This window comes from Actinoplanes philippinensis, from assembly GCF_900113015.1.
In the GTDB taxonomy this organism is placed as follows: Bacteria; Actinomycetota; Actinomycetes; order Mycobacteriales; family Micromonosporaceae; genus Actinoplanes; species Actinoplanes philippinensis.
The window spans coordinates 19,561-36,095 of sequence record NZ_FONV01000010.1; the positions used below are offsets into that span (position 1 = coordinate 19,561).

10 protein-coding genes and 1 other RNA gene are annotated in these 16,535 nt (G+C 64.5%); 7 read left to right on the top strand and 4 right to left on the bottom strand.

What is annotated here, in order from left to right; genetic code table 11:
* Positions 1-41 precede the first annotated feature (41 nt).
* A complete protein-coding gene (locus tag BM290_RS26010; protein WP_093618536.1) occupies positions 42-1,112 on the bottom strand; it encodes a hypothetical protein in 1,071 nt (356 codons plus the stop codon).
* A gap of 428 nt (positions 1,113-1,540) precedes the next feature.
* Between BM290_RS26010 and BM290_RS26015 the strand changes: the two genes are divergently transcribed.
* Complete coding sequence (locus BM290_RS26015) at positions 1,541-2,218, top strand: hypothetical protein (protein ID WP_143133966.1); 678 nt, start codon at positions 1,541-1,543, stop codon at positions 2,216-2,218.
* Between the two features lie 201 nt (positions 2,219-2,419).
* On the opposite strand, the gene BM290_RS26020 is transcribed toward BM290_RS26015, so the two are convergent.
* Together BM290_RS26020 and BM290_RS26025 are read right to left on the bottom strand one after the other, a co-directional pair.
* A complete protein-coding gene (locus tag BM290_RS26020; protein ID WP_093618538.1) occupies positions 2,420-3,508 on the bottom strand; it encodes a PDDEXK-like family protein in 1,089 nt (362 codons plus the stop codon).
* A gap of 185 nt (positions 3,509-3,693) precedes the next feature.
* Positions 3,694-6,126: a hypothetical protein gene (locus BM290_RS26025; RefSeq protein ID WP_143133967.1), complete on the bottom strand. Its 2,433-nt coding sequence runs from the start codon at positions 6,124-6,126 to the stop codon at positions 3,694-3,696.
* Positions 6,127-7,008: 882 nt separating this feature from the next.
* Here BM290_RS26025 and BM290_RS26030 point away from each other — a divergent pair.
* The 6 genes from BM290_RS26030 (at position 7,009) to BM290_RS26050 (ending at position 14,840) form a co-directional block, all read left to right on the top strand.
* Positions 7,009-9,096 (top strand): helix-turn-helix domain-containing protein, encoded by a 2,088-nt coding sequence (locus tag BM290_RS26030; protein ID WP_093618540.1) that lies wholly within the window; start codon positions 7,009-7,011, stop codon positions 9,094-9,096.
* Positions 9,093-10,094, top strand: coding sequence for a hypothetical protein (locus BM290_RS26035; protein ID WP_093618541.1), 1,002 nt, complete (start codon positions 9,093-9,095; stop codon positions 10,092-10,094). The genes BM290_RS26030 and BM290_RS26035 overlap by 4 nt, the downstream gene beginning before the upstream one ends.
* Positions 10,091-10,963 carry a DUF6339 family protein gene (locus BM290_RS50065; protein WP_483392417.1) on the top strand — a complete coding sequence of 291 codons (873 nt, stop codon included), beginning with the start codon at positions 10,091-10,093 and terminating at the stop codon, positions 10,961-10,963. The genes BM290_RS26035 and BM290_RS50065 overlap by 4 nt, the downstream gene beginning before the upstream one ends.
* 504 nt (positions 10,964-11,467) lie before the next feature.
* The gene (locus BM290_RS51105; RefSeq protein WP_425319644.1) at positions 11,468-11,839 is read left to right on the top strand and encodes a HEPN domain-containing protein; all 372 of its coding nucleotides are present in this window, start codon (positions 11,468-11,470) and stop codon (positions 11,837-11,839) included.
* 91 nt (positions 11,840-11,930) lie between these two features.
* The gene (locus BM290_RS26045) at positions 11,931-13,103 is read left to right on the top strand and encodes an ISAs1 family transposase (RefSeq protein WP_239143733.1); all 1,173 of its coding nucleotides are present in this window, start codon (positions 11,931-11,933) and stop codon (positions 13,101-13,103) included.
* Between the two features lie 99 nt (positions 13,104-13,202).
* The gene (locus tag BM290_RS26050; RefSeq protein ID WP_093618543.1) at positions 13,203-14,840 is read left to right on the top strand and encodes an ATP-binding protein; all 1,638 of its coding nucleotides are present in this window, start codon (positions 13,203-13,205) and stop codon (positions 14,838-14,840) included.
* 1,306 nt (positions 14,841-16,146) lie between these two features.
* On the opposite strand, the gene ssrA is transcribed toward BM290_RS26050, so the two are convergent.
* Positions 16,147-16,528: a transfer-messenger RNA gene (gene ssrA / locus BM290_RS26055) on the bottom strand.
* Positions 16,529-16,535: the final 7 nt, after the last annotated feature.

Below are 16,535 nucleotides of genomic sequence, written 5' to 3' on the forward strand. Positions count from 1 at the left end.
GTCCGGTTCGAACGCGGCGGTGGCTTCCTCACTGATCAGGGTCAGTTCACGACGTCGATCCGGGCGCAGGCCGACGGCACGATGGCGTACTTCGTCGTGGGCTGCTGCGTGCCGACCTTCAGCACCCGGAACCGGTTCACCGGGATCTTGTTGAGGAGCACGGACGACTCGTCGGGAAGCAGTCCGGCGTACGGGTTGGTGTCGAAGCTCTGCGGGTTCACCGCGTAGATGGAGAGCGCGCCACCGGTGTCGCCCAGGTACATCCCGTACCGCTGCAGGGCGGTGGCGATCGTCCGCTCGTTGGCGGTCAGCCCCAATGTGCTGAGGTTGAGACTGGGGTCGAGCTGGACGCGGGCGCCTTCCGGCAGGGCCCCGGCCAGGGTGGTCCGGCCGTCGCTGGAGGTGGCCGGGGAGACCGGTCCGCCCGATTTGGTGTACGGGTAGGCGAAGACCAGCGCGTGGTCGATCCGCCCGGCGCGCAGCTCGGCGGGCCAGATCATGCCGGCCAGCGGCGCGAAGCCGGTCGCCCGGGACGACAGGCCATTCGGGTAGACGCCGTTGTCCGCCGTCGAGGTGACGTTGGCCCACGTCGCGGTCCAGCCGGTCGCCGTCTTCTTGGCGCCCCAGAGGTCGTACTCGCAGCGGGTGGCCGGGTCGATCACCGACAGGTGGGCGTCCTCCTGCGGGTCAGGCTTGGCGTTGTCCGGGATCGGCATACCGCGCATGACGCGGCGGACCTCGTCGAAGCCGGTGATCCGGACGTCGTGCCGCGGCGTGCCCTGGCGAGTGAAGTAGGCCGGCACGCTCCACTCCCGGAGCGCCATGCCGAAGCCCTTCTCCTGCTTGCTGCGGTTCAGCAGCTTGACGTAGTCCGCGGAGCGCGGATCCACCTGGGCGGTGGAGGGGATGACCTGGTTGAACGGGCTCGTCGCGGAATAGAGACGCCCACCGAGCCGCGGATCCGCGGCGGTCGACGAGAACGCCGTCTCGCCGGCCGGCAGGCTGGCGACGGGCGCCGCGCCGGCGCTACCGGGCGCCAGCGTGACCGCGCTCGCCACCGCGAGCAGGGCCGCGAGAACCGGACGGTGTTTGTTCAGCTTCCGACGACGCAATTCGTTTCTCCCCCGTTTATCCAGCCGTGTGCCGGCTGGGCATGCGAAGAAGATTCAGGGTCGGAAGGTGCGCGGCCGGTACCCTGCCCGGTGCTGTCCAGTTGCGGGCGGATCAGCGGCGCACGGTTTCCCGCGAAGATCAATTAATGGCGGCCGGACAGCTCGGAATACGAATGTCCGGACCGGCGGCCAGGGTCCGCAATGTCCGCTATAACCGACCCGTTAAACTACGTCAGAAAAGCGATCGGCCGCTTGTGAACGTATTGACATGAGTAAGTCAGTTCGCCGCGACCCCTGATGCCACAAAACATAGTTGAACAGCATGAACAGCCGTTCAGCGGCTGGATGCCGGCGCGCAGAAGTCGGCGACATCGAGCGGATGGCATCGGAATCCGGGCCCCGCGAATCAAACTCAGCAGGAGAAGAAAGTGATCAAGAATCTGCCCTCCCGGCGAGCCGGCGAGTTTCTCGTCGCGATGACACTCGTTACCGGAATGACCATGGGTGCCGCGTCGAGCGCGTCCGCCGCCGGCCCCGCCCCGGACGAGGGAAAGCCATGCTCTTTCGAGGAGGTCGGCGATCAGTTATACACCCTCGAATCGGCTCGGGTGTCGCCGATCGTGACGCATTTCACCAGCTTCTACGTGACCACCGGCACGCTTTCCGAAAACACGTACCGCCTGAACGTGGTCGATCGGGTCGGCACGACCATCAATGGCAACTCGGGCGCGTCCGAGACGCTCTTCGAGCAGGTGACCCGTACGGTCGGGTTCAGCGTGCGCACCGACGAGAGCACCACCAACACCGAGGACCTGACGGTCAAGTGGCGGTTCAACAACCCCGGCTACTACGGCCTCTACAAGGGCACCCGGCGGGTGACCGGCACCTTCAGCCACGCCGTCTGCACCCCCGCCTGGGGTTACCCCCGGTATGTGCGCCGGGGTAGCGGCACCTACACCACCTTCGGGCACATCGAGGAGGGCACCGTCGGGTGCGGCGACGTCCTCCCGCCGAAGTCCGTCCGCCGGGCCGCCCAGGTCATGCTCGGCTGCCCCAGCCCGACACCCGTACCGGCCGGAAAAGCCGCGAAGCCGGGGTCCCGCTGACCCGCTCCGCACCAGCGGAAGCACCGGCGCCGGGCCGTCTGCCGCACCCGATCTGCCCCCCGGAGTAGACAATCGAACGGCCCCCGGTTCGCACCTTCCGCGAGCAGGGGGCCGCTCACAGCAGCTCCGTCCGGCTGCTTCCTCAACGTTTGTTCATCGCTGATCGCGACCGGTCAACGGCACGATGCGCCACTCGAGTCGCTAGCCCTGATCGGCGACGAGCCCCCGGGCCGACGCCACCAGGTGATCCAGCACCGCGAGGGTGAGATCGGCCAGCTGGAACCGGTCCACCCTCGTCACGTCCAGGGTCAGCTGGGTCGCGAGCCGCCGGTTCCAGTCGTTGCGGAACACCGGATGCAAGCCGCCGAGTCCGCCGTTGCGGAACTCGTCCAGCACGGCGGCGTCCGCGGGCCCGGCCAGGCCGCCGTACTCGTTCGCGGACAGCGCCTGGCCCAGCTCCGGCCGGCCCCGCTCGGTGAGCATCCGCTGGATCGCCGGCAGCACCATGGCCGGCAGCAGCGCCACGGCAAGGTCGTGCGCCTTCCGCCGGGCCTCGATCGCGTCCCCGTCGCCCACGTCGACCTGCACACACGGCCGGAACAGCCACCGCGCCGCCGGGGTCTTGCGGCCCTCGGAGCGCACGTCCACACCGATCCACGCGTCCGGGTCTCCGTTCGGGTGCCGCTGCCAGGCAAGGAACATCGGGTTGCCGGGGTTCGTGCGCGTCGCCTCGGCCCGCCCGTCCCGCTGCCGGAGCACCCGATCGAGGTCCAGCGCGACACGCCGGGTGACGTGGTCGGGCACATACCACCCCCGGGACTCGCCGATCACACCCTCGGCCTGCTCGTCCCAGCTCGCGAACAGCCCGGCGACTTCGCCGCCGAGCCAGGCGGCGTGCGGATCGGTGCTGTCACGCCACGCTCCGTAGAGCTCGACGAGCCCCACCGCCCGCCACGGATCCGGCGGCACATCGCCACGGTCCAGGGTGCAGTAGAAGAGAGCCGCCGAGTATTTCGCCGCCCAGGCCTGATAGCGCCACAGCTGATCCCCGTGCTCGGTCGACGCGCCCTTCAACTCCAGCACAGCCACCGGATGATTCTCCCGGTACACGACCAGATCGAACCGGCTCCGCGCGGCCTTGCCCTCACGCCGGACCCGATACTCCCCGTCCGGCAGCCCCAGCACCCGGATCAGCGGCGCCGGATCCCGCTCGAACAGGAACGCCAGCAGGTCACTGGCACTGTTCTCGTTGGCGATCAGGCGGCCCAGCGCCTCATTGTTCTCCGGCACTTCAAGATCATAAAACCTTGCCGGTGGTACGGCCTCGCATGAGCCTGCTCCTCGAACCGGCGGTGAGCAGAACGAAACCGGCTGCCCCGCCCACCGCTCGGCCCCGGCGGGCAGACAAGACGAGACGGCCCCCCGTTCGCGCTTTCCGCGAGCAGGGGGCCTACTCGAACCTCACCGCGCTGCCCTCAGGGCTTGCGACTCAACTCGAAGGTCGCGGCCGCCTCGGTGGCATCGAGGATCACCGTGAGCGGGCCGGCCGGCAGGTTGCACGTCGCCGTGCGCTCGGCGAAAGTCCCGGTCGGCCCACAGTGACGAATCCCGTCGGCGCCGAAGACCGACAGGTAGGCGCCGCCCGCGCCGGCGGTTCGCTTCCAGGTGAAGCTCTCCCGGGCAGCGTGGGCGTCCGCGGGAATCGTGCGGCAGACCGAGAAGTCATCACCACCGGTGGTCAGCGTCAGCGCCGCACCGTCGAAGGCCGGGCACGACGGCGGGCCGTCGACTCGGTAGAAGCGGGCCGCGACCGGACCGGGTGCCTCGCCCTCCTGCTGCGACATGACGGCGAAGTACGGGGCGGTTCCGGTCAGCTGACAGCTGGTCTGCCACAACGCGTACGACGAATCGCAGAGATAGTTGCCATCCGCGTCGTACACCTGTGTGGGCGGATACCGCTTCTCGGCGGGGACCATTTCGACGATCCGCTGCCCGGTCGTCTGCGGAAGTTGCAGGCAGAGGAACTGACCCGGAGCGGTGAACGTGGCGCGGTAAAGCTCCTGCGCCGACACCGGACAGCCCACCGGGTGCTCGGGGAGCACGCTCAACGCGTACGAGAAGTCGTTGTCGATCACGGTACCGGTGGACTGGCCCGAGAGCACCACCGCGTAATCACCGGCCGCCGGGAACTCGCACCTCCCGGAGTCGTTGCAGATCCGGTGCCCGGTGGAGTCGAAGACCGCGGCGTACGCTGGGTAGTTCTCGTCGTCGTACGCCCGGATCCGATGAATCCCCGCCTCGGACAGCCGCACGGTCCGGCAGCGGATCGGCCCATAGGCGCCGGCCGGAGGATCGTTGTAGGCGCCGGGCGTCACCACCGGGCAGCCCTTCGGCGCGGAGAGGCTGCGGACCTGCACCTCGTAGGTCTCGTCGACGCTCTCGGCATCCCACCGGTCAAGATACGAGATCACGCGATACGTGCCGTCCGCCGGCAGCAGACACCCGGTCTCCTCGCTGTAGCCGAGACAGAGCGCTCGACCGGTGCTGTCCACCACCGTCGTCACGAAGCTGTTGTACCGGGTCGGCGCGGCGTAGACGACCACGCGCTGCCCGGCGGCGCCCTGGAACTGCTGGCAGTTCGTCTGCACCGGGGAGGTCTGATGCAACAGCGCCGCCGCCTCGTCCCACCGCAGTGACGTGCCGGTGGCGCATCCGGCGGACCGGTTCAGAGCAGCCACCGCGATCTGATAGGTGACCGGCTCCCAGCCCTGGTTGCTCGTGACGATCGTGTAGTTGCCCGACACCGGCAGCGGGCAGGCGTACGCGTTCTCGTACTTGTCGCAGACCTTGAGGCCGGCGTCGTCGTAGAGGTTCCACCAGACCGACTGGTCGTCGTGGATCCGGACCGCGACCCCACCGGCCGTGGACGTACGCAGTTGATGACAGGTGACGGGGTTCGCCTCATCGAGGGTTCCGGAGCCGGCGGCCGAGCCGGGAACACCGAAGGCGGTGGGCCGCAGGACCGGGCAACCCCTCGAGTGGGAGATCTGCGACATCCGCAGGGTGTACGTCACCTCGTGGCCGTACATCTCGTACATCATCAGCCGGAACGGGCCGGGCGAGTCCAGCGTGCAGGTGTAGGTGTCCTGAACCGGGCAGACCGGCTGGTACTCCGCGTTGAGGATGTGACCGCGCACGTCGCCGCCGTTCGACGACCGCGGGGCGTACATCTGCAGGACGCTGCCGACCGGCAGGGTGAAGGAGAAGCACTCGCCGGCCGACCCGAGGGCCAGCTCCGCCGTACGCCCCGGCGAGGCGAACGAGAAGAATCCGCTCCCCAGGGTCCGGCAGGCCGACGGCGTCCGCTGCGACTGCACAGACAGCGTGTACGCCATGTCCCCCGAGCTGTAGGCGAGCGCCACCACGATCGTGTACGTCCCGGCGGCGCCGAGCTCGCAGCTGCCCGGATAGGTCCCGTAGTAGCAGAGGTAGTTGCCTTCGGCGTCGTACACCATCGCGCTGACGCTGTCGGTGACGTCGTTGTTGGCGGTCTCGGTGACCGTCCCGTACAACACGTCCCCGCTCACGCTCGTGGTCACGGTGAAGGTGTCCTGCCGGCTGCCCGACAGAGAGGAACAGTGATAGATCTTGCCGAACCGGGCTACCCCACCACATCCGGTGGCGGCCGTGGTCCTGCTCTGCTTCCGGACCGCGACCGGTGGCCGGGCGTCCGGTCCCACATTGGCCCGCCGCGGACGCAGGTCCTTGCCCGCAACGGCCTCCGGCCGCTCCTCGGACGTCGGCGTCGGCGTCGGGGCGCCCTTGCTCCCCGCTGTGACGACGCCGCCGTGCGCCGCCCGCGCGGGCCCAGCCCCGAGCAGCCCACCGAGCACCAGAGCAATCGCCAACCACAAGCAGGTCCCGTACGTGAACCGCTTCATCCCCATGCGTACTCCCCGCTGAAACTCCGCACGAGACGCGGAGCGCGAGAATCATTTCACGCACATCAACACCCAACAATATCGAAGCCCGTAACCCCACACCTTCCACGCCGGCGCGCCGAGCCAGTGGCAGCAGGCGCCCCGCCGCAGGCGTTTCCGGGGTAGGCCCAGGTAGAACATCTGACCTCGGTGACTCGTGACGCACACATCCAGAAATACGACGTGCCCGTCCTACCCGCCTGACGCGAGATGAGCGGAACGCGACGCGGGGTGAACAGGAACAAACCAAGCTGTTGCATCCACCGTGACGCGCGGTCACCGCGACGCCCCCACCCGCCACGTCCACCGCAACGCGGGTCAAGCGGAACTCGAACCACCCGCCGCGCCCACCGCAACGCGGTCAAGCGGAACCCAATCCACCTGGCACGCCCACCGTGATGAGGGTTAAGCGGAACTCAAACCACCTGGCGCGCCCACCGTGCTGCGGGGTTTCCGGGGGCTCGGCCCCCGGAGCAGACAAACCGGAACGGCCCCCGGTTCGCGCTTTCCGCGAACAGGGGGCCGCAATGCCGTGGAGATGCCGACTGCTTACTTGAACCCAGATGGACAGTTAGAGCGTTTGCGCTCGGCGCTCGACAGCACTCTCTTGACCGGCGGCTGACACTCGGCGGGCCTCACCAAGACCTGGCATAAGCCTCGATACCGTTCGCATCGGGCATGCACTTTCAGCACGCGCCAGAGGCGCACGGCAGAGCACCGCCCATACTAAAGATTTAGCCCTTGGCTAACTCTTGTTGTATGCTGACCAACGAAGACATCTAAAAAGTTAGCCGGAAGGCGAGGGCGACTATGTCACTCCACGAGCGGCTTAACCAAGAGCTGAACAGGCAAGGTAGGACACAGGCAGAGCTAGCGAAGGCCGTCGGCGTGTCAGCGGCGACCGTTTCGCAGTGGAGGGCTGGCACAAAAACTCCGAGCACCAGCAACATCACTAAGATCGCTCGATGGCTGGGCAGGGAGCCGTGGTGGCTTCACTACGGCGAATCGACGCAGGGTTCGGTCCCCGCCGACGAGCGGCAGCGGGCGGCGTACCGGCGGGAGTGCAGCTGGTATCACCGGCTCGCGCCAGCGGATGAAGGAAGGGAATTGGGCAATCCGGCGGGCTTCGCCTTCAGCGGCGGGCTCGGCACGCTCGCGCGCGAGACCGGCCAGAACGTGGTCGACGAAGCGACACCGGGTCAGCCCACCGTCGAAGCGCGCTATACCTTGATCGAACTCTCCGGAGCACCCCTCACGGCGTTCCTCACTGCCATCCGGTTCAACGAGGAACTGCGTGTGCATCTGGAGGCGGCCGCTGGCAGCAAGCAGAAGGTGGCGAAGGTGATCGCCAGGGGCCTGGAGCTGCTTGACACCGATCAGCGCCTAGTACTGCTCCGAATAGAGGATTACGGGGCCAAGGGCTTGATCGGACCGGAGTACGAGTACGGCAATTACATGGCGGTCGTCCGCAACATTCTCGACTCGTACAAGAGCGAAGGCTCCGGCGGCTCGTATGGTCTTGGCAAGTCCGTTATGTGGGCATGCTCGCGTTTCGGTCTGGTGCTGATAAACAGCAACCTTTCCGTCGCTCAAGAAGGCAAGCGTGAAGGTCGCTACATAGGCCGGCTCGACTTGCCATGGCACCGCATCCCGGGCGACTCGACTTCCTACGCGGGACCAGCCTGGTTTGGACAGGTAGATCCCGAGAAGACCCCTGTCACCCGGTCCTACTGGGGAAATCACGCGCTCGCGCAGGACACGCTCCTCAACCGAGAGGGAGAGGAGTCAGGCACCTCCTTCTTGATCGTTGGCGCGTACGACCCGGATGACAAGATCGAATCGCTGGAGGAAATGCACGACGAGTTGGTCCGATCGCTCGCCGACAACTTCTGGCCAGCCATGGTGGAACGGCCCGGAGGAGAGCCCGGACTTCTCACCGCATCGGTTCGTTCCGAGCGCAATGGAGTCACCGTCAAGACCGACCTGGTCGATCCAGCAGCCCACACGCCCGCACGGACGAGGTTGCTTCGCGCGCATCTTGAGGACGTCACCGTCGACACGCTGGAGAGCCCCGGTGACGTAGTGCGACGCTACGTCACGCTGAATGTCCCAGGGCGTACCGATCGCTCTCACGGCCCCCAGCAGCATGAGGCAGTAGTCCTGATAACCGAGGCCGACGAGGAAGATGCCAACATCAATCGCGTCGCCTACATGCGCGGCAGCCACATGGTAATCCGCGACGAGGCCGTCAGCGGACTGCCTATGGGGAGCCGGCCCTTCCACGCCGTGGTTCTCGCCGGCCTTGCCGCCGGTGACGAGCCGGCTGACCGTGCGGCAGATCGATTTCTTCGTGCCGCGGAGCCACCCGAGCACGACCAGTGGAAGGTGACGCCGGAGGTCTCTAGTTCCTACACACGTGGCTCTAGTACAGCCCTTACTCATTTCAAGGCGGAGGTCAGAAACGCCATCCGGGAGGTGGTCGGGCGGCCTCCACGGGACCTGTCCGACGGGCCTGATGCGCTGAAGGAACTTCTCCGGATAACGCCTCATGCCGCTGATACCACCAAACGCCCCAAAGTCAAGAGCGCGAGCGGCAAGCCTGATGCAGATGGCCGTTGGTTCGTCGAAGTGGCAGTAAGCCTCCCGGCCCGCACTTCTCCGTGGCGCTTCAGTCCGGTCTTGCGCTTCGGCACCGAGTCCGGAGCGCCCATCCCAGTCATGTGGGAGGAACTCAAAGCCAGCTACAAGTGCACCGTCGACGGCGACATCATCACAGCCGACTCCGGTGCGCGGACCGTTCGCTTCACCGGAACCACCAAGGCCACAAGCCACCCAGTAGGTGCATCTCGTGCTACCGCGCTGGTCGACGTTCGTGTCTACAAGGGAGGCGCTGCGTGATCGCGCTCTATCCATACGACAGCCTCATCGGCGAACTTCGGCTGACGGTCGACAAGGTCACCATCGACGGTAAGTCCCTGTCGGCCAACTTCATCAATCCCGACATCCCGGAGATCGCCTTCCGCGAACTTGAATCCGACCGCTGGGAGGAAGCCGTAATCGACGTCGCAGTCACTGCACCCGCCGGCGAACTCGCTGGCAACGCAACATGGCAAGACCCTTGCGTCGTCCTCCAGGTCATATGTGCATACAGCAACACACGCGTCGCCGTGCCCCTCGATCCGGACCCATACACTCCCGCGCGTTGGACGGGGAGCATCGAGCTGGCGCGTGACAGCTGGTACGGACGCGCCAACCTTCGCGCTCTCATCGCTGCCACCGTCGACGGCGTGAGGCACCGCATCATCGGTCAAGGGGAAAACTGGAGTCTGAGTTTCGACGATCTTCCGCCTAGCCCCGTGCACGGCAGCATCGCAGTGCAGTGGGTCAACTTCGCAGAGGATGACACGTACGGGCTTAAAAACTTCAAAGATGACCCACATCATCTCCGTCTCGACCCAGATGCCCCCAGCCTCTACCTCAACTCTGGGTTCGCCGGTCTCCAAGCCCTGCTGATCGATCGACGGCGCCGGCCACGCGCCGAACAGGCCCTGCACGACAGCACCCGCGCAAACATCGCCAGCGACGCTTGGTCTGCCATGTTCGTTAACGCGCTTGACGCCGTAGAGATCGACGAAACCACCGGGCAGCCCGAATGGCCTGCCGAGGAATGGCGTGTCGTGGTGCTGAAGACTCTATTTCCTCGGATCTATACCAACCTGGGACCGGACGATGCACTGGTGGAAGCGGTCGCAGCACGTGCATCTGGGGACGGCTCGGGAGAACTGCTAGAGCGTCTCCTACCCGCCGCTGCTAAGCAGGTAGGTGTTGCTCCGCTGCTCCGACGCGGCATCTCGCTCCTGGAGAAGGACAACGAGTTCAAGGAGGCTGACCTGTGACTGGAATCGCGAAGCCGTTGGAGGGTTGGACTCGCCTCGGGAGAGTAGAACCGTCGGTCCGCCTGACACCTGCCTTCCGACTCGGCGCGGAAGACCTCGACATCGGACAACACCTCGGAGAAAAACCAGGCCGGCAGCACAACCTAGAGCCGGTCCGAGTCGTGCTCGACGAAGCGATGGACAGGTGGGGGCATCCTGACTCCGCCGCGTCCGACACCTGGGTGGGGCCACGGCTTCACGCTGCCTTACGCCTATCCCGTCGAGAGGCCAGCGACAGGGCGACGTGGCGCTTCCTCGGGCTTTGGGCAGCCGACTACGTCCGCTGGCGGTTCGGGCCCGAACCCGGGCAAGAGGATCCTGAACAAGCCGCGAAGGTCGAGCGATTCGTCGGACCGCACAGTAAGCAAGCGCTGGCTCGGCTCTGGTGGATGACTGAAACATTCCGAAACGGCACCGACTACAGCCAGGCCGCTCTCGCCCTCACCAACCAGGACATCATCAACAACCTGTTCCGGATGAGCATCGCGAATCACAGGCCAACCGCCCTCGCGGCGTTGGCAGTCCTACCTCGGTCAAAAGACGGCACCTCCCTGCCGAATGGTCGGGCGGCGAACGCCTTGGCGAAGGCTACGAACGCTACGGCCTCGACCCTGCTGTTGGACCTGCTGGCACCCGATGAACAGGCCGACGTCGTCGCCCGAGCACGTTGGGAGGCTGAAGCATCCGATTACGACGCCCGAGCCTATCTGGACACGTTGCCAGAGGGGCCCGACGACGGCGAGGTACCTGCCGAATCAGTCGAGCTGATGAAAAAGCTGCTTTCGGAACTACTCACGGAAGCGCCGATCCGCGGACAGGTTGCGGCCTAAGCACAGCGGTCCTGACACGTCGGCGGCGGCGCCCGAACAGAGCGACTGCCGCCGATGATCTTGAAGTGGAACTGATGACCGCTTACTTGGACCTCGGTGAGCGGGCTCAACAGCTCCCTGATCCGGCACTAACTCTTCCCTTTGTTCACGCTGACGGTTACCTCGCCTGACGGTTGAAGTTACGGCGCCCGCCCGAAGACTCGCTACACCGAGGGACAGCGCGCATCGCTTCGAGGCCCTTGCCACCTCCCCCTCTCGTCACGGAGGAGAAGTGAGTAGATGAATGAACATATTCACTTCGACCGAATTCCGAGGCGGTTAGAGATCTGTCCCGACTTGTGTCATACTATCCGGCTCGCCACTTACTCTGGCTTGGAGGTCGGCCGCATGCCCACCATGACACCCATCGACCGGCTCTACCTCCACTTATGCACGCTACGCCAGTCAGGCATCGCGGCATATTCCTCACAGGGAGGTAGATATCCGTTCCCGATAGACGAGATGATGCGGTCGGTAGTATCCGATCGCTTGAAATTGGCTGGCGAGCATTTGCAGGCTGGCGATTCCATGGTACTTGCGGGTCACTTTAGGTCAGCGATCAGCCGCCACTACTACGCGATGTACCATTCCGCCCGAGCGATCGTTTATGCAGAGGAGAAGGGGGACGACTTTGAGCGACATTCCGAACTCCCGCGCCACCTTCCTGCAACTTTGCCAGATGCTCCGCAATGGGAAAGCCGGCTAACCGATGCTCGACTGCTACGAAATCAGGCGGACTATGATCCGTATCCCTCTGGCGCCGTGGAGTGGGAGCCGGACGCGAGGCAGGGCCTCGGCAAAGTCGTCATGATGTCCGACTTGGGTGGTCTGGAGTAGAAGCGCCGCTGTCAGGTACAGCAAGGCGGGCATGACCGGTTCGGAAGATCATCAAGGTTCCTACGCCACGAAGATCGATCCGAAGTGAGTCATGCCCGCACTGCCATCATCGCTGATCTCCTCTTTGTCCTGCGCACCGGCTCTGCCCGTGCCCGAAACCGCTGGTGGGCTGATCGCAGCGCTTGCCGACCTGCCTGATCCGCGGGCTCGTCGCGGGATCCGGCACCGGCTGACGGTGGTGGTCGTCGCGGCGATCTGCGCGGTGATCGCCGGGAGCCGCTCCTACACCGCGATCGGCGAATGGGTCGCCGATGTTCCCGCCACCACGGCTCTGGCCTTGGGATTTACGCCTGACCGGCTCCCTTCCGAAGCGATGATCCGCCGACTGCTGCAGGCCCTGGACGCGCAACTGCCGACCACGGCGATCAGCGTCTGGCTCGCCGGCCGAACCACGACGGGCACCCCGCCGACCGAGCGACGGGCGATCGCTGTCGACGGCAAGACGATCCGCGGATCCCGCACCGCCGGTGGCACCGCCCGGCATGTCCTGGCGGCCTGCGACCAGACCGCCGGCATGGTCCTGGCCAGCACAGATGTCGACGGCAAGACCAACGAAATCACCCGGTTCGCACCACTGCTCGACCAGATCAGCGACCTCCCGGACGCCGTGATCACCGCTGATGCCATGCACTGCCAGCGCGAACACGTCGACTACCTCGCCAAACGCGGCGCCCACTGGATCCTGACCGTCAAAGCCAACCAGCCTCACCTGCATAAACAACTCTCCCGGCTGCCCTGGAAGCAGGTTCCGCAAGCCGCCCGCCATGACGACCGCGGCCACGGCCGCCGCGAGATCCGCACGCTGAAGATCCTCACCGTCGCGGCCGGCATCGACTTCCCCCACGCCGCCCAAGCATTGCAGATCCGCCGCCGCAGACGCCGCCTCGACCAGCCACGACGCTTCACCACCGAAACCGTCTACGCCATCACCGACCTACGCGTCCACCAGGCCAAACCGGCTCAGATGGCCGCTTGGATCCGTGGGCACTGGGCCATCGAGAACAAGATCCACTGGGTCCGCGACGTCACTTACGACGAAGACCGCAGCCAGATCCGCACCGGCACCGGACCACATGTCATGGCCGCCCTCCGCGACGCCGCCATCGCCGCGCTACGAGCAGCCGGCATCACCAACATCGCCGCCGCCAACCGCCACCACGCCCGCGACAGCAACCGCCCACTGGCACTTCTCGGCCTCATTTAGGACTTTGCCGGGACCCTGGGACGCGAGGAGCCTCGCGGTGACTGCAGCACAATTCTTGGTTGCATGTGATAACCACGCTCACACGAACGGACACGCGGGATGACAGATAACACTTATGCAGAAGTTGCCACCTCCATCCTCAGCGAGGTGGGAATTGAGCCTCTAGACATCGACCTTCGAGATTTCCCAGGCGAGCGCTGGCTAATTATCTTCGTTCCTGAAGGCTCAGTTATGGCGGCCCAGAGTCTGGCAGGATCCCTCGAGCGCAGGTTGAATGAGAACGCACCGGATGAGGCACCCTTCGCGGTCACATTCCGCCCGAAGGTGACACCGCCCGAACGGGTCGATAACCCTACGGAAGGAGGGCCGTTAAGTCAGCCTCTGATAACTCAACTGATTGAGCTACTAGAGGCCCGATCACGTACCTCTGATGCGCTACCAAGCCTGAAGTACGTTGAAGATCCTCGTGCCAGCCTAGGCGCCGTGGCCGCCTCACGGCACCAGTTGATCTACGGGAGGCGTGGAGTAGGCAAGACGGCACTGCTACTGGAAGCGAAGCGTTTGGCAGAAAGAAGTGGCCACGTCGCAGTTTGGATGAACGCTCAATCCCTGCGGCACCTGAGTGCCGCTACGGCCTTCGCAGTAGTTGCAGAGTTTGTTGTACGCGCGCTAGTGCAACATTCAGGATCTTCTGAGTCGGAGATCGTTGCCCGCCTGGCCCGCGAAGGTGAAGATTTTCAACGCTTGCACCGAGAGGGCGGGTCGGCTGGAGACATCGGGGCAAGGCTGCCTGCCTTGAACTTGGCACTACGGAGCGTCCTAAGGGAGGGTGTGGTTCGTCTTTACCTGTACCTGGACGATTTTTATTTGCTTCCGCGATCGATCCAACCAGCCTTGCTCGATTACCTTGCCGCTATGTTGAGGGACTGCGATGGCTGGATGAAGGTTGCGAGCATTGAGCGACTGACACGTTCTTACGAGCCTTCTTCGCACACTGGTATCGAAATTCCGCACGACGCCTCAAAGATTGATCTTGATGTTACGTTAGAAAATCCTGGATCCGCCCAGCGCTTCTTGGAAAATGTTCTCGGAAACTACATCACGGCAGCAGGAATCAAGAGCCTTCCGTCCATTGCAAAGTCGGAGGCGCTGGCACGCCTGGTAATTGCATCTGGAGGCGTTCCGCGTGATTACCTGAACCTCTTCGCCTCTTCGATCGTTTTCGCGCGTTCACGTTCGCGAGCGCGCGAAGTCGGCCGAGAGGATGTGCAGAAGGCTGCGGGTGATGCCGCACGAAGCAAGAAGCGCGACCTAGAACAGGACGTTTCCTCTAATGACGCTGATGCGCTACTCGGCGCCCTGGAGCGGCTTTCGGCTTTCGTCAAAGGCGAAGGTTATACCTACTTTAGAGTCAACATGGCTGACAAGGGACATTCAGGGTACGAACTTTTGAGCCAGCTAGTGAATCTGCGTTTTGTGCACCTGGTCCAAGCCTCACTGTCCGACCAGCATAGAGTCGGAATGCGGTATGAGGCTTACGTATTGGACCTTAGCGAGTATGCAGAGGTGCGGATCAAGAGAAGCCTGAGCATCTTGGATCTAGAGGGAGGCGAGTGGACTCGGCGCCAAACAGGACGGCGAGGAAAGCCGGAGCGACTCACCGGAACCAAGTTCAGGGACACTCTTCGCCAGAGTCCCCTTATCGCTATGGAAATGCTTAGCGATTCCGCGATCTAGGTAGGCTGCCATGGATTCGAGGCCTTGTTTCGTGGTCCGCGCGTCGATGTTGCGGCGTGGCGGTGATCGATAACTAGATGGTCTCCGGTATTTGGTTCAGCGACCAAGCTAGACTTCATACCGGGAACCACGTGTCGAGCGTAGCGGCAGTGAGGTAACACGCCTGACCGACCTTCGGTGAACCACGCTCGAAACCCTGTGCCAGCGGGAATAGGCCTAATCGACCGCGAACGGGCCAGATCGACCTGCACCTTCGGGGGATCTAAGGTGCCTAATTCACCCAGGTCGCTGCCTTAATCCGTTATCAAGCCTGTTCGCCGGCGTGCATGCATAAGTACAGCTCCTCTGCCGCGCACCTCATCAGAGGAGGACACCAAGATGTTTCCTAGACGTCCGGCGAGACGTGGTGGGGGTGATTCTCGGCTGGCTCGAAGCTATGAGCAACGCCGAGGCAGCTAAGCACCAGGGGTCAAGAGCGACTTCTAAGCCATGTGGTGCAGGTGGCAACGGCGTCAGCCAGGGTCCGGTCGTGCGTGTTCCCACAACGCATGGCCGGACCTCTGCTCGTTTGCCAGCTTGCGGAGGAAGCGATGCCACACTCACGTCGGCGTGCACCCACCACAACCGCGCCGAAACACCGTCCCAACAACAGCCACCGACCGTCGCGCCGATGGTGGGCGCCATGGCGCTCTCGACCTGCCCTATCTGCCGGTTGCCCGAGTGGAGACCGCCCTCGTCGACAACTACGCGACGATCACGCTGCCCGCGGACCTTCGGGTTCAGCTCACCTCTCGCATCGACGAAGTGCTGTCCGAGTTAGCCGGGACCAGTGCCGAGCTGCGCAGTCGGATCAAGGATCAGCTCAATGCACTCGACCAGCAGGAGGATCGGTTTCTCGACCTCGTCGGCAATCCCGACTGGCCGCAGGACAAGATCGGGGCGCGGCTGAGGAAGATCCGCGATGAGCGGGACCGGTTGGCACGGCAGCTCGACGACTCGGATACTCCGCGGCTCGATGCGGCCGGCGAGACGATGCTCTACCTACTCGACCTACTCGACCTGCTCGCCGACCCTCAAGAGCTGTACCGCCGCGCTGGGCAGCAGGGGCACCGCGTACTCAATCAGTCGTTCTTCGCCAAGGTCTACTTCGACGCCGACGAGGCCGGGCCGTACGTCGCGGCCGACGAACTGTCGGACCTGGTGTTGCCGCTGGTCAACGAGGCGAGAAACGAAAGCGGCGGCACCGATGGTGCCGCCGCTTCGAGCGAACTCTCTCCCGCTGTCGCGGGTTCAAGTAAGCCCTCTCTCGTGGAGGTGCCGGGAATCGAACCCGGGTCCTTCGTTGTTTTGTCAGGGCTTCTCCGAGCGCAGCTCACTATGTCCCTACTCGGCCCTCCGACTCACGTGAGCAAGTTCGGACGACGGGCCCAGTCACTGATTGATCTCGCCGCAAGGTCCCCGTGACCGGGACCCATTGGCCAGCCTCCTAGCTGATGCCGGCAGCTGGGACGGAGGCGCTCCCAGACCGACAGACCACGCTACTTGCCTCAGGCGGCGAGAGCGTACTGGTCAGCGTCAAACTTATCGTTGGCGCTTATAGTTTTCCGACGACCGATTCTCGAGACGACGTCGGCTTCCTCGGCTCGCTTCCCCTGTCTCCACGTACGAAGTCGAAACCAGTCACCCCCATGTCTG

What these genes read in the sequence shown, in the direction of transcription:
- BM290_RS26030 (WP_093618540.1), top strand. Translation starts at nt 7,009, where the DNA reads ATGTCACTCCACGAGCGGCTTAACCAAGAGCTGAACAGGCAAGGTAGG.
- BM290_RS51105 (WP_425319644.1), top strand. Translation starts at nt 11,468, where the DNA reads ATGCGGTCGGTAGTATCCGATCGCTTGAAATTGGCTGGCGAGCATTTG.
- BM290_RS26045 (WP_239143733.1), top strand. Translation starts at nt 11,931, where the DNA reads ATGCCCGCACTGCCATCATCGCTGATCTCCTCTTTGTCCTGCGCACCG.
- BM290_RS26050 (WP_093618543.1), top strand. Translation starts at nt 13,203, where the DNA reads ATGACAGATAACACTTATGCAGAAGTTGCCACCTCCATCCTCAGCGAG.